This is a genomic window from Tenacibaculum sp. DPLXC6, assembly GCF_056815515.1.
Map to the genome: position 1 here is coordinate 2511905 of NZ_CP141806.1, position 18655 is coordinate 2530559.

Annotated in this window: 10 protein-coding genes; 8 read left to right on the plus strand and 2 right to left on the minus strand. The window is 36.1% G+C overall.

Translation table 11 applies throughout. From position 1 onward, the window contains the following. Positions 1-75 precede the first annotated feature (75 nt). The 3 genes from VCM48_RS11335 (at position 76) to VCM48_RS11345 (ending at position 9456) form a co-directional block, all read left to right on the plus strand. Positions 76-1011: a hypothetical protein gene (locus VCM48_RS11335; RefSeq protein ID WP_482270581.1), complete on the plus strand. Its 936-nt coding sequence runs from the start codon at positions 76-78 to the stop codon at positions 1009-1011. After that, entirely contained in the window at positions 1012-2016 is a 1005-nt protein-coding gene (locus tag VCM48_RS11340) for a glycosyltransferase family 4 protein (protein ID WP_482270582.1), read from the plus strand. Positions 2017-2415: 399 nt separating this feature from the next. After that, positions 2416-9456, plus strand: a complete 7041-nt coding sequence (locus VCM48_RS11345) for a hypothetical protein (protein ID WP_482270583.1) — start codon at positions 2416-2418, stop codon at positions 9454-9456. A 137-nt stretch (positions 9457-9593) separates the two neighbouring features. Here the strand turns inward: VCM48_RS11345 and VCM48_RS11350 are convergent, their stop codons facing one another. After that, entirely contained in the window at positions 9594-10421 is an 828-nt protein-coding gene (locus VCM48_RS11350; protein ID WP_274640835.1) for a universal stress protein, read from the minus strand. A 158-nt stretch (positions 10422-10579) separates the two neighbouring features. Between VCM48_RS11350 and rimP the strand changes: the two genes are divergently transcribed. The 5 genes from rimP to VCM48_RS11375 all read left to right on the plus strand — a co-directional run bounded on the left by rimP (position 10580) and on the right by VCM48_RS11375 (position 17141). Continuing rightward, a complete protein-coding gene (gene rimP / locus VCM48_RS11355) occupies positions 10580-11041 on the plus strand; it encodes a ribosome assembly cofactor RimP (RefSeq protein WP_482270584.1) in 462 nt (153 codons plus the stop codon). A 12-nt stretch (positions 11042-11053) separates the two neighbouring features. Continuing rightward, positions 11054-12310 (plus strand): transcription termination factor NusA, encoded by a 1257-nt coding sequence (gene nusA / locus VCM48_RS11360; protein WP_274640837.1) that lies wholly within the window; start codon positions 11054-11056, stop codon positions 12308-12310. Between the two features lie 127 nt (positions 12311-12437). Next, positions 12438-15293, plus strand: a complete 2856-nt coding sequence (gene infB / locus VCM48_RS11365) for a translation initiation factor IF-2 (protein WP_482270585.1) — start codon at positions 12438-12440, stop codon at positions 15291-15293. A gap of 363 nt (positions 15294-15656) precedes the next feature. Beyond that, a complete protein-coding gene (locus VCM48_RS11370; RefSeq protein ID WP_482270586.1) occupies positions 15657-16628 on the plus strand; it encodes a zinc metalloprotease in 972 nt (323 codons plus the stop codon). Between the two features lie 87 nt (positions 16629-16715). After that, positions 16716-17141, plus strand: coding sequence for a hypothetical protein (locus VCM48_RS11375; RefSeq protein WP_482270587.1), 426 nt, complete (start codon positions 16716-16718; stop codon positions 17139-17141). A 50-nt stretch (positions 17142-17191) separates the two neighbouring features. Here VCM48_RS11375 and VCM48_RS11380 read toward each other — a convergent pair whose 3' ends face one another. Beyond that, positions 17192-18568, minus strand: a complete 1377-nt coding sequence (locus VCM48_RS11380; RefSeq protein ID WP_482270588.1) for a thrombospondin type 3 repeat-containing protein — start codon at positions 18566-18568, stop codon at positions 17192-17194. Positions 18569-18655 lie beyond the last annotated feature (87 nt).

Genomic DNA, 18655 nt, shown 5'->3' on the forward strand with positions numbered 1-18655 from the left:
ATTTTTGTATTACTTTCGAATGAGGAACAAATTTATTAAAATTTAACAGCAAAAATTAAATTCAAACAACAACTTATGCACAAAAAACTAGCATCGGATTTAACCAGTTTAGCACACAGTATCTTACAGATGAAAAATAGAGAAGATGTGTTTGAGTTAAAACAAAAAGCATATGAGGTTTACGAAAAACTTTCGGTTTTAGCGTATGTAGAAGAATATATAAATAACACTCCAAATCCAACAAAAACCAAAGAAGAGCTGTTAAAAGAAGTTTTACTTGCTGAAGAAAAAAAGCAGGCAGAAACGATGGAAGAAATTTTGCCTAAAGTAGAAGAGGTAAGTGTAGAGGAAGAGGTTATAGGTGATTTAGGTGCTGATATAGAAAAGACGGAACAACCAATTCAATCAATTCAAGAAGAAGAAAAAGTAGAAAAGTCTGTAGAAGAAAAGGTACAAAAGGAAGAACCTTTAGAAGATAGAAAAGTACATCACTTAGAAGAAGACTTAAAAGAAAAGTTTGAGCAAGAAGCAGATGAAATAGCTGAAAAAGTAATAGAAGGAATTAATGAAGAAATAATTACTAATGAAATTATTGAGCAGCCTTTTGATGAGTTAGAAGAACTATTACATGGAGATGCTGATGATGTAAAAAATGATGTAAAAGATGTTGGGGAAAGAAAAACTCCAACTTTAGAAGATGAGTTACAAGATACCATTTCGGTTGATGTTATGACAGACTTATTCACTAAGGCAGCTCCTAAGAAATCATTAAATGACCATTTTCAAACTACAATTCAAATTGATTTGAATGATAGAATTGCTTTTGTTAAACATTTGTTTAATGGAGATCAAAACGATTTTAACAGAGTAGTATCTCAATTAAATACTATTAAAACAGAAAAAGAAGCGAAAAAGTTTATCAATAAAATGATAAAACCAGATTATGACTGGTCGGAGAAGGAAGAATATGAAAATAGGTTGTTGGAAATCATTGAAAGAAGATTTGCTTAAATGAATTCTAATCTCATAGTTATACATACTCACTTTCATAAACGAAGAACAGGTGTAACAAGAAGTATTGAAAATATACTTCCTGAATTAAAGAGGTTGTGTACGACTTATTTGTATGGGTATGGTATAGAAGGAGAAAAAATTACAGTTTCTCAGTTAAAAAAGTTACTGTTTTCCAAAGAAAATATAGTCGTTCATTGTCATCGTAACAATGAGATTTTAAAAATGCTATGGTATAGAGCTTTAGGAGCAAAATTCAAACTAGTAGCTACAAGACATGCTGAAACAGAACCGTCTGGTTTTACTAAGTTTTTACTTAAGAAATCAGATGAGATTGTTACGTTAACAAATTCAATGCATAAGAGTTTAGGGATATCTAACGTAAAGGTACCGCATGGTGTAGATACAAACCTTTTTATTCCTAATCCAGAAAAAAAGTTAAGTAACATTGCTCAAAAGAATATTATCCTTTGCGCAGGAAGAGTGAGAAAGGCGAAAGGACAAATAGTATTATTAGAAGCCGTAGCACCTGAATTACAAAAAAATAAAGACTGGGCATTGGTTGTTGTAGGGAAAGTAGATAAACCACCATTTTTAGAAGAATTAAAAGCTATAGCAAAAAAAAATAAAGTAGAAAATCAGGTTTATTTTATTGATGAAACTTTAGATATTGTTTCTTATTATCAAGCAGCTAAAATTTCGGTAGTACCATCTTTTACAGAAGGGTTTTCTTTAGTTTGTGCTGAAGCAATGGCGTGCGGAAATACAGTAGTAGCAACAAAAAATGTTGGAGTACATTCTGAACTAATAACAAATTTAAAGTCAGGATACTTGTTTACTTCAGGAAATACAGCAGAACTTCAAGAAATAATTACGAACCTAATAAATGATAAGCTTCCTAGTTTAGGAAGTAGTGCTAGAAAAGAAATTGAAGAAAATTGGAGTGCTCGAAAAGAAGCTGAAGGTTTGGTTGAAATGTACAAAGAAATCAATAAAAAACCTTAGTAATTAAGTATTTTACCTGAAAAAAGATCAAGCTTTTTAATTCAATAAACAATAGCTCCGTAGCTATTAAATGACTTTAAAGGAGTGATTTTAGATATAGGGGGAAAACCCCTTTTTCTTTTTAGTGTCTGTAAGTGAAGTTGTTAAATAAGTGTTAATTGATTAACTTTGCTCTCCTAACTCATATTTCTTACATGAGTTTTTGTAACCTCTCAACAAAAAATCCCTTTTAACCTCTTTATATTGTAACCTCTCTTAAAACGAAAGATTAATACTTTTAGTTATTTAACAACCTCTTTAATAGATGTTTTACAGCTGATTTGCTTCTTATGTCAGCTAGATGTGTAACCCCTTTAATAACATAAAATTAAAGAATAATACCATGTAAAATATTACAATATGTTGCTTAATGATACAGAACCTGCCTGTAAAAGGAGAGGGTTAAAAACGTTAAAAAACTGCATTGATGAAGGTTTTAAAAGGTACCTATATAGTATGACGGGTTTTCTTGTCGTGCTTTTTTTGTTTTCAACAAATGCAGTAAATGCACAATTAGTAAATACAGAAACAACGGTTCAGGCCAACTTTGGTGTTGATGCTGATGTGTATTCAGGAATAGTATCCTTTCCAAATGGAGCAGTCTTCCCATTTGGAACAGACGATTGGTTTTTAGGAGACTCAGGAAAAGGGGTGATAGACGAAACACCAACAGCAGTTACAGCAAATCTATTAGTAGACGATAATGCTTCTGCTGAAATAAGAATGAGTGTTCCTATTTACACAGTTGTAGATGGAAGGTTGTGGATAGATGCTGTATTTATCAGGGATCAGAATGCTCAAGGTAATAATACAGATTCAAATGTATTTACAGGAGGGTCAGATAAAAACAATGATAACCCAAATACTTGGACAATTACTGATGCCTCAGTACCTCAAAAAAATGATATTATAGATGTTTTTGGACACTTAAGAAGAGAAGGAGCTACTGTGGGAACAGATGAATGGGCTTTTTTAGGAGCCTCAACAAGAAATGATAGTGGAGATAGCTATTTAGACTTCGAATATTTTAGAGAAAAAGTAAACTTAGTAGGTGGAACTATTCAATCAGAGGTGGACTTATCAGCTACAGGAGGAAGAACTCCATATGTATTTAATCCAGATGGTTCAGTACTACAACATGGAGATATCATCCTTTCTGTTAATTATGCTAATGGAGGAGCTAACGCAATAATCAAACTATTTGTTTGGGTTGAATTAGTAGGGGTTCCAGATTCTTATTTTGATACACATAACACGTTGCCTTTTAGACCATTTGAGTTTAAACAAGACAATAATGGGTATATACAGTATGATGGTGGTGATGGAGCAGGAAATTATGGATATGCAGAAATACAATTAAGACAAGGAGCACCAGATGCAGTATTTTCTCAGGTAAATGACGCTGGTCCTGTGCCAGCAGGGCCTTGGGGAACAATTAATAAAGGAGGAAATATAGTGTCTGACTACTCTCAAACTACTTTTGCAGAAATAGCAATTAATGCATCAGCATTAGGTTTTGATTCAAGTAGTACTCCTGGAATAGATTGTATAAGTCCGTTAGGAAGTGTAATTGTAAAAACAAGGTCTTCAGATTCATTTACCGCAGAGTTAAAAGATTTAGCGGGGCCATTTAGTTTAGCAGATACACCTGAAGTAACAGTAGAAATTGAAGGTGAAGATTTAGGATGTACAGAAGACAGTATTACATTAACAGCAACTGCAACTCCAGAAGGAAATACCTTTACGTATGTGTGGTATAAAAACGGAGAAGAATTAGAAGGAGAAACAGGAAACACTTTAGAAGTAACTGAAGCAGGGACGTATAGTGTAGCAGCAACCTTAGAGTTTGCTCCAGGAGTTTTTGGTTGTACGGCAGAAGATGATTTTGAGGTGAATGGAGAGCCTTTAATTCCTTTGAATCAAGTTTGTCCAGAAAACCAAACAATACCAGAATGTACTTCACAAGAAGATATTAATAGTGCTTTTACTACTTGGTTATCTGGATTTTCAACTTCAGGAGGAAATGGAACAGTAGTAGAGAAATATTATATAGGAGAAAATGAAGTTGATGTAAATACTCTTGAAGCGCCAGATACTTGTGGGGGAAGTATTGTTTTAAGATATGAAGTCTCTGATGAATGTGAACAAGTAGTTTCTTGTGAAAGAACATTTACAGTTACAGCAGATGATGAAGCGCCAGTAATTGCCGACCAAGACGATATCATGCTAGAAGAATGTAACCAAGCATGGCCAGAAGTGGTAAGCACTACTTGGACAGATAATTGTGGCATCGGAGGCGAGAAATCAGGAAGTTTAAACGGAGTAGCCGGAGAAGTAATGACAGGCGAAGACGGCTGTACACAATACAGAGACTACACGTTCAATGCAACAGATGATTGTGGCAACCCAGCAGCAGAAGTAGTAATCCGTGTAACCAGAATGTACGATGAAACCGCTCCAGTAATTGCCGACCAAGACGATATCATGCTAGAAGAATGTAACCAAGCATGGCCAGAAGTGGTAAGTACTACTTGGACAGACAACTGTGGAATCGGCGGAGAGAAATCAGGAAGTTTAAACGGAGTAGCCGGAGAAGTAATGACAGGCGAAGACGGCTGTACACAATACAGAGACTACACGTTCAATGCAACAGATGATTGTGGCAACCCAGCAGCAGAAGTAGTAATCCGTGTAACTAGAATGTACGATGAGACTGCCCCAGTGATTGCCGACCAAGACGATATCATGCTAGAAGAATGTAACCAAGCATGGCCAGAAGTGGTAAGCACTACTTGGACAGACAACTGTGGAATCGGAGGCGAGAAATCAGGAAGCCTAAACGGAGTAGCCGGAGAAGTAATGACAGGCGAAGACGGCTGTACACAATACAGAGACTACACGTTCAATGCAACAGATGATTGTGGCAACCCAGCAGCAGAAGTAGTAATCCGTGTAACCAGAATGTACGATGAAACCGCGCCAGTAATTGCCGACCAAGACGATATCATGCTAGAAGAATGTAACCAAGCATGGCCAGAAGTGGTAAGCACTACTTGGACAGATAATTGTGGCATCGGAGGCGAGAAATCAGGAAGTTTAAACGGAGTAGCCGGAGAAGTAATGACAGGCGAAGACGGCTGTACACAATACAGAGACTACACGTTCAATGCAACAGATGATTGTGGCAACCCAGCAGCAGAAGTAGTAATCCGTGTAACCAGAATGTACGATGAAACCGCGCCAGTAATTGCCGACCAAGACGATATCATGCTAGAAGAATGTAACCAAGCATGGCCAGAAGTGGTAAGTACTACTTGGACAGACAACTGTGGCATCGGAGGCGAGAAATCAGGAAGCCTAAACGGAGTAGCCGGAGAAGTAATGACAGGCGAAGACGGCTGTACACAATACAGAGACTACACGTTCAATGCAACAGATGATTGTGGCAACCCAGCAGCAGAAGTAGTAATCCGTGTAACCAGAATGTACGATGAGACCGCTCCAGTAATTGCCGACCAAGACGATATCATGCTAGAAGAATGTAACCAAGCATGGCCAGAAGTGGTAAGTACTACTTGGACAGACAACTGTGGAATCGGCGGAGAGAAATCAGGAAGTTTAAACGGAGTAGCCGGAGAAGTAATGACAGGCGAAGACGGCTGTACACAATACAGAGACTACACGTTCAATGCAACAGATGATTGTGGCAACCCAGCAGCAGAAGTAGTAATCCGTGTAACTAGAATGTACGATGAGACTGCCCCAGTGATTGCCGACCAAGACGATATCATGCTAGAAGAATGTAACCAAGCATGGCCAGAAGTGGTAAGCACTACTTGGACAGACAACTGTGGAATCGGAGGCGAGAAATCAGGAAGCCTAAACGGAGTAGCCGGAGAAGTAATGACAGGCGAAGACGGCTGTACACAATACAGAGACTACACGTTCAATGCAACAGATGATTGTGGCAACCCAGCAGCAGAAGTAGTAATCCGTGTAACCAGAATGTACGATGAAACCGCTCCAGTAATTGCCGACCAAGACGATATCATGCTAGAAGAATGTAACCAAGCATGGCCAGAAGTGGTAAGCACTACTTGGACAGATAATTGTGGCATCGGAGGCGAGAAATCAGGAAGTTTAAACGGAGTAGCCGGAGAAGTAATGACAGGCGAAGACGGCTGTACACAATACAGAGACTACACGTTCAATGCAACAGATGATTGTGGCAACCCAGCAGCAGAAGTAGTAATCCGTGTAACCAGAATGTACGATGAAACCGCTCCAGTAATTGCCGACCAAGACGATATCATGCTAGAAGAATGTAACCAAGCATGGCCAGAAGTGGTAAGTACTACTTGGACAGACAACTGTGGCATCGGAGGCGAGAAATCAGGAAGCCTAAACGGAGTAGCCGGAGAAGTAATGACAGGCGAAGACGGCTGTACACAATACAGAGACTACACGTTCAATGCAACAGATGATTGTGGCAACCCAGCAGCAGAAGTAGTAATCCGTGTAACCAGAATGTACGATGAGACCGCGCCAGTGATTGCCGACCAAGACGATATCATGCTAGAAGAATGTAACCAAGCATGGCCAGAAGTGGTAAGCACTACTTGGACAGACAACTGTGGAATCGGCGGAGAGAAATCAGGAAGTTTAAACGGAGTAGCTGGAGAAGTAATGACAGGCGAAGACGGCTGTACACAATACAGAGACTACACGTTCAATGCAACAGATGATTGTGGCAACCCAGCAGCAGAAGTAGTAATCCGTGTAACTAGAATGTACGATGAAACCGCTCCAGTAATTGCCGACCAAGACGATATCATGCTAGAAGAATGTAACCAAGCATGGCCAGAAGTGGTGAGTACTACTTGGACAGACAACTGTGGCATCGGTGGAGAGAAATCAGGAAGCCTAAACGGAGTAGCCGGAGAAGTAATGACAGGCGAAGACGGCTGTACACAATACAGAGACTACACGTTCAATGCAACAGATGATTGTGGCAACCCAGCAGCAGAAGTAGTAATCCGTGTAACCAGAATGTACGATGAAACCGCGCCAGTAATTGCCGACCAAGACGATATCATGCTAGAAGAATGTAACCAAGCATGGCCAGAAGTGGTGAGTACTACTTGGACAGACAACTGTGGCATCGGTGGAGAGAAATCAGGAATCCTAAACGGAGTAGCCGGAGAAGTAATGACAGGCGAAGACGGCTGTACACAATACAGAGACTACACGTTCAATGCAACAGATGATTGTGGCAACCCAGCAGCAGAAGTAGTAATCCGTGTAACCAGAATGTACGATGAGACCGCGCCAGTAATTGCTGACCAAGACGATATCATGCTAGAAGAATGTAACCAAGCATGGCCAGAAGTGGTGAGTACTACTTGGGCAGACAACTGTGGCATCGGTGGAGAGAAATCAGGAAGCCTAAACGGAGTAGCCGGAGAAGTAATGACAGGCGAAGACGGCTGTACACAATACAGAGACTACACGTTCAATGCAACAGATGATTGTGGCAACCCAGCAGCAGAAGTAGTAATCCGTGTAACCAGAATGTACGATGAAACCGCGCCAGTAATTGCCGACCAAGACGATATCATGCTAGAAGAATGTAACCAAGCATGGCCAGAAGTGGTGAGTACTACTTGGACAGACAACTGTGGCATCGGTGGAGAGAAATCAGGAAGTTTAAACGGAGTAGCTGGAGAAGTAATGACAGGCGAAGACGGCTGTACACAATACAGAGACTACACGTTCAATGCAACAGATGATTGTGGCAACCCAGCAGCAGAAGTAGTAATCCGTGTAACTAGAATGTACGATGAAACCGCTCCAGTAATTGCCGACCAAGACGATATCATGCTAGAAGAATGTAACCAAGCATGGCCAGAAGTGGTAAGTACTACTTGGACAGACAACTGTGGCATCGGAGGCGAGAAATCAGGAAGCCTAAACGGAGTAGCCGGAGAAGTAATGACAGGCGAAGACGGCTGTACACAATACAGAGACTACACGTTCAATGCAACAGATGATTGTGGCAACCCAGCAGCAGAAGTAGTAATCCGTGTAACCAGAATGTACGATGAGACCGCGCCAGTGATTGCCGACCAAGACGATATCATGCTAGAAGAATGTAACCAAGCATGGCCAGAAGTGGTAAGTACTACTTGGACAGACAACTGTGGCATCGGAGGCGAGAAATCAGGAAGCCTAAACGGAGTAGCCGGAGAAGTAATGACAGGCGAAGACGGCTGTACACAATACAGAGACTACACGTTCAATGCAACAGATGATTGTGGCAACCCAGCAGCAGAAGTAGTAATCCGTGTAACTAGAATGTACGATGAAACTGATCCTGTAATAGTTGATTTACCAGAAAGTTTGGAGTTATGTAATGGTGAATTACCAGAAGTGTTGAATGCGAGATGGACAGACAATTGTTCAGCTGGTGGTGATTTAGTAGCGTATCCGACTAATATAAGAGAAGAAAGTTGTGTTACATATGCAGATTATGTATTTACTGCTACAGACGATTGTGGTAATAAAGTTACGGAAACCGTTACAATGTCAAACAAAACAGATTTGTTTGAAAATTGTGGAACTGCATTTGCGAGAGCTGATAATTATACATGTTTCTTAGATGATGGCTTTAACCGTTGGGGTTGGACAAATTATTTTGCTGAAGAGGGCATATATACTATACCGTTATATACTGGAGCAGCACAATGTGATCCATCAAAAGGTGATCAAACAGGAGAAGTAACGGTTACTTACTTAGATGGTTATGTATCGGTGGAGTATAATCTATTTGAAGGTTATGTAATGAGCGTAGCACATGTGTATATAGGGTGTGAGAAATATCCTGCGAAGAATGGTAAAGAAACTGTAGCGCCTGGACAATATAATTTTAATACTAAAAAGTTAGATTATGTATCCAATTATACAGTAGGACCTATAGAAGCTAGTGGACCAATATATGTAATTGCACATGCGGTAACTTGTGAAGAAGTTTGTAGATGTGTTCCATCTGAAGATGATGGAGGAACTTATACTCCAGGTGGTTCTGTAGCACCATGTGATGCACCTGTTGAAGAGCAAATTCAGGAGCCACTAAGCTTTAGTGCTTACCCAGTACCATTTGAAAATGAGCTAACAGTAGAGTATAGTTATAAGTTTGATACCAATGTGGCTATCGAGATTTATACTATGAATGGTATTATGATAAAAAGAGTTGAAAATAATTCTTATATCAAAGGAACTAAAGAGCAAATGATCATTGACTTGTCAAATGTTCAAAATCAAGCTTTAATTGTTAGAATGATTACAAGTAGAGGTGTTGTTAATAAGAAAATTATAGCAATGCGACCTAAGAAAAGAAAGTAATCTGAATTATGAGTAGGAATTGTTTAGAGAGGTTGACTAAAAGGCTTCTCTAAACATACCTTTTGAAACTTGAACTAACCAAACAAAAGAAACGCTAAGATAATTATCTTAGCGTTTCTTCTTTATTAAAAGTTTTTTTAAACCTTGAAAGTAAGCATTGGCTTTATTGACTTTTTAGACAAATGCTTTGTAATACTTCCATTAAAAATATGAGACAAACCACTTCTTCCATGAGTAGCTAAAGCAATAATATCTGCATTTATTTTGTTTGAAAAATTTAAAATTCCTTTTTCGATTGAAGAATCGTTATAAACATTAATAGTGTAGTTTTTTAAATCATACTTTTCGATAAATTTTTTAATTCGTTTATTGGTTTCTTGAGTGTTTTCAAATTTTTGAGGTGTGTTTACTTTTAATAAGTTAATTTTACTATCAAAATTTTGAGCAAAGTCTAAAAACCGTTCAAAAGCTTTGGTTTTATCAGGTTTAAAGCTTGAAGCAAAAACAAGATTCTTAGGAACGAAATGATCCCCATTTTTTTTAGTAACAATAACAGGGGCTTCAGAATTTCTTACAACTTTTTCAGTGTTAGAACCTATAAGAATCTCTTCTAAGTTTGTGTGACCTTTGGCTCCCATAATAATAAGATCTGTTCCAATTTTTTTAGAGTAATCTTGAATTCCATCAAAGGGAGTTTGAAACCTGATAGCATGCTTGATATTGTTGTTTTTTGGAAAAAACTGTTTTTTGTAATCAAGCATTCTGTCACGAACTTTTCTAATATACAACATGCTTTCAGGGATACTAAAGTTAGTTCCTGAGCCCATGTCTACAAATCCAGTAGGAAGTTCAACCATATGAAGTAGATGAACTTCGCTATTAGCTTTTTTAGCTATTGTCGAGGCTAGCTTCGAAGCGTATTCCGAAGGTTTTGAAAAATCGATTGGGACTAGTATTTTTTTCATAATAAGAAGATTTAAAGAGAGATAGTTTCTTAAATATACGAAAAAACAATTAACAAATAAAAGATATTTGTGTGTTAATGAATAACTTACTATATTTGCAGCAAATTTATTAATCAGATAGATGAAGGGGACGAGAGTCCCCTCTTTTTATACCTAAGATGAATCAAGAACGAGTTAAAGAATTATTACAAGAAGCCTTACAAGAAAACGAATCATTATATTTAATAGATTTACAGTTTTTGGCAGACAATAAAATAAAAGTAATAGTAGATGGTGACTCAGGTGTACCTCTAAGTGAGTGTATTCGTATTAGTAGAAATATAGAGCATAATTTAGATAGAGAAGAAGAAGATTTTTCGTTAGAAGTTACAACCCCTGATATAGCTCAACCATTAACAGTTAAGCGTCAGTATAAAAAGAACATAAACAGAATTCTAAAAGTTAAAACAGCAACTGAAGAATTTGAAGGAACCTTAACAGAGGTAACAGAAGATACTATTACCTTGTTTTGGAAAGCAAGAGAACCTAAACCAATAGGTAAAGGGAAGCATACGGTAGAGAAAACAAAGACACTAGCGTATCAAGATATTAAAGAAGCAAAAGTGAAGATCATATTTTAATTAGAGAATGAAATGGAAAATATTGCGTTAATAGAATCATTTTCGGAGTTTAAAGATAATAAAAGTATAGACAGAGTAACATTAATGTCTATCCTAGAAGAAGTATTTCGTGCAGCCTTAAAACGTAGGTTTGGGTCTGACGAAAACTTTGATATCATTATCAACCCAGATAAAGGAGATTTAGAGATTTGGAGAAACCGAGTGGTGGTAGCAGATGGAATGTCTGAAGACGATAATGAGGAAATTGAACTATCAGAAGCAAGAAAAATAGAGCCAGATTTTGAAATTGGTGAAGATGTTTCTGAAGAAGTAAAGCTTGTAGATTTAGGTAGACGTGCTATCTTAGCATTGCGTCAAAACCTAATTTCTAAAATTCATGAACACGATAGTACAAACGTTTTCAAGCAATTTAAAGACTTAGAAGGAGAAATTTATAGTGCAGAAGTGCACCATATTCGTCATAATGCTGTAATTTTGTTGGATGACGAAGGAAATGAGATTGTTTTACCTAAGAGTGAACAAATTCGTTCTGACTTCTTTAGAAAAGGAGATGCAGTTAGAGGAGTGATAAAATCAGTAGAGTTAAGAGGTAATAAACCAGCTATTATTTTATCAAGAACTTCGCCAGCGTTCTTAGTAAAATTATTTGAACAAGAAATTCCTGAAGTTTTCGACGGTTTAATTACTATTGAAGGTGTTGCAAGAATTCCTGGAGACAAAGCAAAAATAGCAGTAGATTCTTATGATGATAGAATTGACCCTGTTGGAGCTTGTGTTGGTGTAAAAGGTTCTCGTATTCACGGTATTGTTCGTGAATTAGGAAACGAAAATATTGATGTAATCAATTATACAAAGAACGAGCAGTTATTTGTAGCAAGAGCATTAAGTCCAGCAAAAGTAACTTCTGTAGACATTGAAATGTATGAAGAAGAGAAGAATGGTAAAAAAGGACGTGTAAATGTTTTATTAAAACCAGAAGAAGTATCAAAAGCAATTGGTAGAGCTGGTGTTAATATTCGTTTAGCAAGTGAATTAACAGGTTACGAAATAGATGTTCAAAGAGAAGGAATAGAAGAAGAAGATGTAGAGTTAACAGAATTCTCAGATGAAATCGAAGCTTGGGTAATTGAAGAATTCAAGAAAATTGGTTTAGATACAGCAAAGAGTGTTTTAGAAAAAGACGTGTCAATGCTAGTACAGAGAACCGATTTAGAAGAAGAAACAATTTTAGATGTTCAACGAATTTTAAGAGAAGAATTCGAAGACTAAATATAGTAAGGAAGCTAGTTTCCTTTGTGGGAAATCCATATAAAATCTAGCAAAAAGTAGAAAAAAAGCATAACTATGCGTATTACGTGTAAAGTGTGTTTTTTCAATAAAAAGTATAAAACAATATATGGCTGAAGGCAAAAAATTAAGACTAAATAAGGTTTTAAGAGAACTAAACATTTCTTTAGATAGAGCTGTAGAACACCTAGCTAAAAATGGCTATGAGATAGAAGCTCGCCCTACTACCAAAATATCAGATAAAGAATATCAAATTTTATTTGATGGTTTTCAAACTGATAAATCTAAAAAGGTGGCCTCTAAAGAAGTTAGCGAAGAAAAGAAAAAAGAGAAAGAGGCAATTCGTCAGCAATTAGAGCAAGAGCAAGAAAGAAAACGATTAGAAGAAGAAGCTAAAAAACAAGAAGTTTTAAAAGCCAAAGCAGAAAAGTTAGAACTTAAAACTGTAGGTAAAATAGATGTTGAAACTGGTAAAGCTGTAGAAGAAAAACCAGAAGAAGCAAAATCTGAACCTGCAAAAAAAGAGGAGCAAAAGGTAGAAGAACCTAAGAAAGAAGAACCTGTTCAACCAGTTCAAGAAACTAAAAAAGTTGAAGAACCAGTAAAGGTAGAAGAGAAAAAGCCAGAGCCTCCAAAAATAGAAAAGCCAAAAGCAAAAACAGTTAATACTCCTAAAAAGGAAGAGAAAAAAGAACAGCCTAAAGAAGTAAAAAAGACTGTTGAAAAAAAGGTTAAAGAGGTGAAGCAATCAGAAAAAGAAACTGAGGTTACTCCAGAAAATGCTGAGAAAATTAAAACTCAGTACAAGAAATTAGATGGTCCTAACTTTACAGGTCAAAAAATTGATTTAAAACAATTCGAAAGACCAAAAAAGAAAAAACCAGAAGCTAAGACAGACGGAGATAAGAAGAAACGTAAGAGAATTAGCAAACCAGGAGCCCCAGGTTCAGGAGCAAAACCTCAAGGAAATAATAGAGGAGGTCAAAACCGCGGAGGCCAAAGAGGTGGAAACCGAGGAGGTCAAAGAGGTAGAAGACAAAATACCGCTCCAAAAGAAGAGTTAACAGAAGCACAAATCCAAAAACAAGTTAGAGAAACCTTAGAAAAACTTCAAGGAAAATCTAAAAAAGGAAAAGGTGCAAAATACCGTAGAGATAAAAGAGATGCTCACCGTCAGCAAAGTGAAGCCGAATTACAAGCAGCACAAGCTGAAAGTAAGGTGTTAAAAGTAACAGAATTTGTTACAGTAAGTGAAGTAGCTACGATGATGGACGTTCCAGTTACTCAAATTATTTCTAGTTGTATGATGCTAGGAATGATGGTAACAATGAATCAACGTCTAGATGCTGAAACATTACAAATTGTTGCTGAAGAATTTAACTATACAGTAGAGTTTGTTGGAGCTGAAGTAGAGGAATCTATTGAAGAAACAGAAGATAAACCAGAAGATTTAGTTACTCGTGCTCCAATTATTACAGTAATGGGTCACGTAGATCACGGTAAAACATCATTATTAGATTATATTCGTAATGCGAATGTAATTGAAGGGGAATCAGGAGGTATTACTCAGCACATTGGAGCTTATGCTGTAAATGTTGGAGATCAAAAAATTGCCTTCTTAGATACACCAGGTCACGAAGCCTTTACAGCAATGCGTGCTCGTGGAGCTCAAGTAACCGATTTAGTAATTATCGTAGTAGCTGCCGATGATGATGTAATGCCACAAACAAAAGAGGCAATTTCTCACGCACAAGCAGCAGGAGTTCCAATTATTTTCGCAATAAACAAGATAGATAAGCCTAACGCAAATCCAGATAATATTAAAACACAACTTTCTTCTATGAACTTATTAGTTGAAGATTGGGGTGGTAATATTCAATCACAAGAAATTTCTGCTAAAACAGGACAAGGGGTTGATGAATTATTAGAAAAAGTATTATTAGAAGCTGAAGTATTAGAGTTAAAAGCAAACCCTAATAAGAATGCAAACGGGGCTGTTGTAGAAGCTTTATTAGATAAAGGTAGAGGATATGTATCTACAATATTAGTACAAGCAGGTACATTAAAAATTGGAGATTATATCTTAGCAGGAAAGCATAGTGGTAAAGTAAGAGCTATGTTTGATGATAAAGGAAGAAAAGTAAAAGAAGCAGGACCTTCTACACCAGTATCAATTTTAGGATTAGATGGAGCGCCACAAGCAGGTGATAAGTTCAATGTATTTGAAGATGAGCGTGAAGCCAAGCAAATAGCAGCTAAACGTTCTCAATTACAACGTGAGCAATCAGTTAGAACACAAAAAACACTAACACTTGCAGAAATTGGTCGTCGTATTGCGTTAGGAGACTTCAAAGAATTAAATATTATCTTAAAAGGAGATGTGGATGGTTCGGTAGAAGCTTTAACAGATTCATTCCAAAAATTATCTACAGAAGAAATTCAAGTAAATATAATTCATAAAGGAGTTGGAGCAATTACAGAATCTGATGTATTGTTAGCAACAGCTTCAGATGCAATTATCGTTGGATTTAACGTACGTCCGCAAGGAAATGCACGTTCGGTAGCAGATAGAGAGGAAGTTGATATCAGAACTTATTCAATCATCTATGACGCTATCAATGACCTGAAAGATGCAATGGAAGGAATGTTATCTCCTGAAATGAAAGAAGAAGTTCTTGGTAATGTAGAAATAAGAGAAGTTTATAAAATTTCTAAGATTGGTAACATTGCAGGATGTATGGTAATGACAGGAAAAATTACAAGAGATTCTAAAGTTCGTGTAATTAGAGATGGAATTGTAGTTCATGATGGCGTATTAGCTTCATTAAAGCGTTTTAAAGACGATGTTAAGGAAGTAACTAAAGGATACGATTGTGGTCTTCAAATAAAAGGATATAACGATATTAAAGAAGGGGATACATTAGAAGCTTACACTGAAGTTGCAGTTAAGAAGAAACTTAAGTAATCGCTTACTTTAAATATAAAATAAAAAGGTGCCCAATTGGGCACCTTTTTTTGTACTTGATGATTAAAAATGACTTTTTTTACTGTTTTCATTATTAGATGTTTAAAAAAAGAGAGCATTGTCTTTTATTTCTCGCAAGTGATGTTTAAAGGGACTAAGGTGTTGTAAATGAGTAAGAAAAAAAAATTTTAATTGTGTGTTGAAAATTATATATTGCGTATCGTTAAAAAACCCTTCAAATTATTATTTAAATAATAAAATATTAACAATTTATCTTCTTTAAAAGAATTTTGTTTGTAGTTTTTTAACAAAACAAACAACACTTTTTAGTGTTTCTAATACTAATTTTTAAACATTCACAACATGAAAAGAATTTTTCTTACCATGGCAATCGCTGCTGGAATTTTAGTAGGTTGTCAAACAAATGAACAAAACCCAGATTTAGAACCTGAAGCAGATGTAACAACGCTGCAAAAAGCAGAAAAGCAATGTTTTGCTAACGATGTTCTAGAAGCAAATATGGCTAATGACCCTGGTTTAAAGAGCAAAATGGAAAGCATTGAAAACTTTACAGCATCTTACTTACAAAAAGTTAAATCTGGAGATGTCCAAGCTAGGTTAGTAAATGGAAAAATACAAATACCAGTAGTTTATCATGTAATTTATCGTCAAGCAAGTGAAAATTTATCATTATCGGTATTGCAAGACCAAATTGATGCATTGAACGAAGACTTTAATATGCAGAATCCTAACAGAGGAGCAATGCCTGCTGAGTTTGCAGGAGTTGAAGCAAATGTAAATATCGATTTTGTTATTGAGGATGTAGTTAGAGTTCAAAATACAAAAAAGAGAAGCTGGAGACCAGATGATTCAATGAAATTTACTTCTTCAGGAGGTAGTGATGTTGTAAATCCACAAGAGTTTTTAAATATCTGGATTGTAAACGTTATGCCATATAGAGGAGGGCAAATTTTAGGGTACGCACAATTTCCAGGAGGTAGCTGGTCTACAGACGGTGTAGTTTTAGCACATAGTTTTGTTGGTCGTAACCAAAGAACGGCTACGCATGAAGTTGGTCACTATTTAAACTTACGTCACATTTGGGGTGATGGTGGATGTGGTGCTAGCGATTTTGTTGCTGATACTCCAGACGCTGATGGAAATAGTAGAGGATGTCCTACTTACCCTGTAATTGAGTGTGGTAGTGCTAATATGACGATGAACTTTATGGATTATTCTGACGATAGCTGTATGTATATGTTTACAGAAGGTCAAAAAGCTAGAATGGATGCAGTATTTGCTCCAGGAGGATTTAGAGCTACTATGGCAGACTAGTCTGTTTTAATACGAAATTCATATATTAAGACGTTCTTTATTTAAAAGAGCGTCTTTTTATTATCATAAACTAAAGAGTAAGAATAGATGAAATACTTAAAAATAATAATACCAGTAGTGTTTTTATTAATGATGAATTGTGCAGCACAGAATAAAACAAAAGAGTTTGATAAAATAGCTTATGAAGCTCAAACAAGGGGAAGTTTGGTGCAGTTAACTATTGAAGGAAATAAATTATCATACAAAACGTATCAAAAGGAAGGAACTAAAGAAGTAACTAAAGAACAGTTAGAAGAGCTAAAAAGGATAGTTAATGAGTTGAATTTAGATAAAATAAGCGATTTAAAGGCGCCAAGTGAAAAAAGAATAACAGATGGGGCTTTGCATGCTGAATTCACTATTAAAATAGCTGATAAGGAATATAGGTCAAGCACATTTGATGCAGGTAACCCACCAAAAGAATTAAAAAAGCTAGAAGATTTTTTATATAAGCTTTCCGATGTAAAAGAATAAATAAAAAAAACCGAGCAATTTGCTCGGTTTTTTTGTTTAAAGAAAGGATATTAGTTCTTTTTATAAATTTTACTTTTTTTACCGTCTTTATCAATAAAATAGAAACCTTCAGATAGGCTTTTAATAACATCAGTTTCTTCTGTTTTGTTGTTGATAGTAGTTTCTTTAACCTTATTCCCGTTTACATCATGGATAGTCAACTGGGTAGGGGATTTAGAAGAAGAGGAGTTAACACTAGCATAGACTTGGTTGTTGTCTTCATTAGATTCAGAGGTGTTATTATCATAGTCAGCTATAGCATGTAAATAATAAAAATTGGTGAGATTATTTCCTAAATAAGTATTTGTTATATATGTTTCTGAACACATTTCTTTTGTTTGGTTAGGAGAGATAGTTAAAGATGAATTAGGATATGGGAGGTTTGATACAATACTAGCTTTACTTAAGTCGGAATTATTTGTTAAGATTAAAGCTGTATTGTTGATTGTGCCAGTTACAGCACCTGTGTTTTTAATATTCACACAGAATTTATGGTCTTGATTTTCTCTAAGAGTTAATGAATTATCATCGTTGGTATTTGTGGTTAAACCACCTGCATCAATAGATATGCTTACAATTACAAAATCAGGATTACCAAGAGGACACCCATTGTTAGAAGAAGGACCTGCTTGGTTAGGGCAGTTGTCCTGCCAGTTTTGTACCCCATCACCATCAAAATCTCTAGTATCTTTAGGAACCGTATAAGTAAGTATCTCTGAATTACCAGCATATTCAAATTTCAAATAAAATTTTCTTTCAGGGTCGGTGTCATAGTCAATAAAGCTAGTTCCCCATGGTTCTCTTTTGGTTAAAATGGGGAAGAACTCTTCATCCATTTCCCATACAGTTTTTGTTATCAGGTTACTTTGATTGACACTGTTGTAGTATATAGAGATAGTAATATCATTATTACCACTATTATTTTTACCTCTATAATCACCTTGAATTTCGTATTCGTATTCAAAAGTAGTATTTCTTGAAAAATTTTTATAGTGTGCTTGATTTACTTTAAAACTTTTTATTTGTTTTGGCAAAGGAGTGCTTCTACATGATACTTGAGTTATTGAATGAGGAAGGCTTAATCTGTAATCTTCATCTGAATGTTCACCAACTCTTGAAGATGTTAAATAATAGTAATTGAAGCCCTGACCGAAATCTAAAAAGTAGAACTTGTTAGGTTCTAAAGGTGTTGAGTCTTGAATGTTCACATAAAACCTACCAATTAAATCTTGAAAATCAAATGTCTCTTCACAAGGAATGTTTTCAACCATTTCTTTATTGAAATCTCCTAAAGCTCTAGAGCTTGAATAGAAAACGTGAGAATTATAAGATTGAGAAAAAACTTGTAGTGACAATAAGCATGCTAAAAGGAATAATTTTTTTTTCATAGTTTATATATTTTATAATTAATCACTTATAAAAATCAAGATTTTTCCTTGTTTATGAGTTAACAACAGATTACTAAAAAGTAAATA